This window comes from bacterium, from assembly GCA_029210965.1.
Lineage (GTDB): Bacteria > BMS3Abin14 > BMS3Abin14 > BMS3Abin14 > BMS3Abin14 > JALHUC01.
In genome coordinates this window covers 1-1854 of sequence record JARGFZ010000050.1, presented here as the reverse complement: position 1 = coordinate 1854, position 1854 = coordinate 1, and the positions used below count along the sequence as shown (strand labels likewise).

General features: G+C 53.1%; 2 protein-coding genes. Both read right to left on the bottom strand.

The genetic code is table 11. From position 1 onward, the window contains the following. Nucleotides 1-91: 91 nt before the first annotated feature. Complete coding sequence (locus P1S59_12960) at nt 92-796, bottom strand: PilZ domain-containing protein (GenBank protein MDF1527151.1); 705 nt, start codon at nt 794-796, stop codon at nt 92-94. Further along, nucleotides 793-1698: a methylenetetrahydrofolate reductase [NAD(P)H] gene (gene metF, locus P1S59_12955; protein MDF1527150.1), complete on the bottom strand. Its 906-nt coding sequence runs from the start codon at nt 1696-1698 to the stop codon at nt 793-795. The genes P1S59_12960 and metF overlap by 4 nt, the downstream gene beginning before the upstream one ends. Between the last annotated feature and the right edge of the window lie 156 nt (nt 1699-1854).

Sequence of the window (1854 nt, the reverse complement as noted above, 5' to 3'; positions counted from 1 at the left end):
ATCCCACGTCATTGATTCGGGCGCCCCAAACGGGGGCGCGATGACAGGGTCGCAAAAAGTCCATTATTGGCTTTTTGCGAACACATCAACTTTACCTTCCCAGGATGGAGGACACGTGATCATCGAGGTGTTGAAACAATTTCTCCCGGGTATCGGGTTTAAGTTCGTTAAACTGAACACCCATTCCCGGCGGGTGTTTTCCCCTGGCTTTTTCGACAACGTAAACCACCTTACCGCTAACCTCCAGGGGTGTCTCCACCTCATCCAGAAAAAGGAGCAGATGGACATCCGTGTCCATGGGAAGGGGATCCTTTTTCATAATGAACACCCCGCCCTCGCTGAGGTTCAGCACCCGGCACGGCACAAGTTCCTCCCCCTTGCGGATCATGGCTTTCATGGCAAGCGGGGCTCTGATCTGGCGCCGCTTGTTCTTGTATGGAAGATATCTCTGGACAACCGCGATGAGGTCCCTCATGGAAATGGGCTTTGTCCGAACTCCGGCGACATTGATCCCTTCACATCCCTGCAGGTCGAAGGATGCAGGATCTGAGGATAACACCACTACCGGAACACCGGAACAGCTCGAATCGGTTCCCGCTCTGCGGCAGAAATCGGACCACGTCATGTCTGGAAGACTTTCCTGGGCGATGACAAGATCTACCCCCTCATGAACCAGCGCCTCAAGAGCTTCCCGTGCTGAACTGACGCCTTTGGTCCCGTACCCGTAACGGCTCACAACCAGTTCCACATGCTGAGTAAAGATATTTGCTGAATCTATGACAAGGATACGTCTCACGACCCCTCCTTCGATAAGTCGCTCCCCACCTCTTGCAGGATCCGCTCTGTGGCATGGTTGCGGTTCAGGGTGTAGAAATGAAGGCCAGCGGCGCCTGAATCCAGGAGTTGGCGGCATTGGCGAACAGCGTAATCCACACCCACTTTCATCATATCATCGGCGTCTCTTCCTTCCATATCACGGACGATGGGGTCGGGGACGGTGGCCCCGCACATCTTGGTGAACTTCTGAACCTGCCCAAGGTTTACGATGGGCATGATCCCCGGAATGATGGGGACGCTTACACCGGCAGCAAGGGCCCGATCCATGTAATCAAAAAAGTAGCGATTGTCGAAAAAAATTTGTGTAATAACAAAACCGGCCCCGGCATCCACCTTCCTTTTAAGGTACTCCACATCCCTCTCCAGGGAGGGAGCCTCAAGATGTCCTTCCGGATAACCGGCAACTCCGATGGAAAACCCGCCCATGTCCCGCAGGTATTCAACGAGTTCATGGGCAAAGTGGAAATCGTCCTTTATTGCCCCAACGGGAAGATCCTGGGGAGGATCACCACGCAAGGCCAGTATATTTCTGATCCCATTTTCCTTGAGGGTGGATGCTACCCCCTGTATGTCGGCCCTTGATGAAGCGATACAGGTCAGGTGCATCATCACATCCAGACCATACTTCTCCTTGATGTCCAGGGTCCACCGAAGGGTGTTGTCCTTTGTGCTGCCCCCCGCCCCGTAGGTAACAGAGATGAAATCGGGGGAGAACCTGCTCAGCACCTCCACAGTTTCGTGAAGGATATGTTCGCTCTCGGGCTTTTTGGGTGGGAAAAACTCGAAGGACAGCACTGGTCGGTTATGTCCCAGGATCTCGTCTATTCTCAATGGCGGTCTCCGGTTTCGTTTCCCTGCCATGGCAGCATCTGGTCGTGTATAACTTGGCAAGAACCACGAATTTTAGGGAATGTAGGGTGATTTGGCAAGCCTCTTCTAACAGCCTCTTCCAACATGAAATGAGTCTGAAGCAAGCCTCATGTTTCTAACATGAGATGAGTCTGAACAACAGGTCTG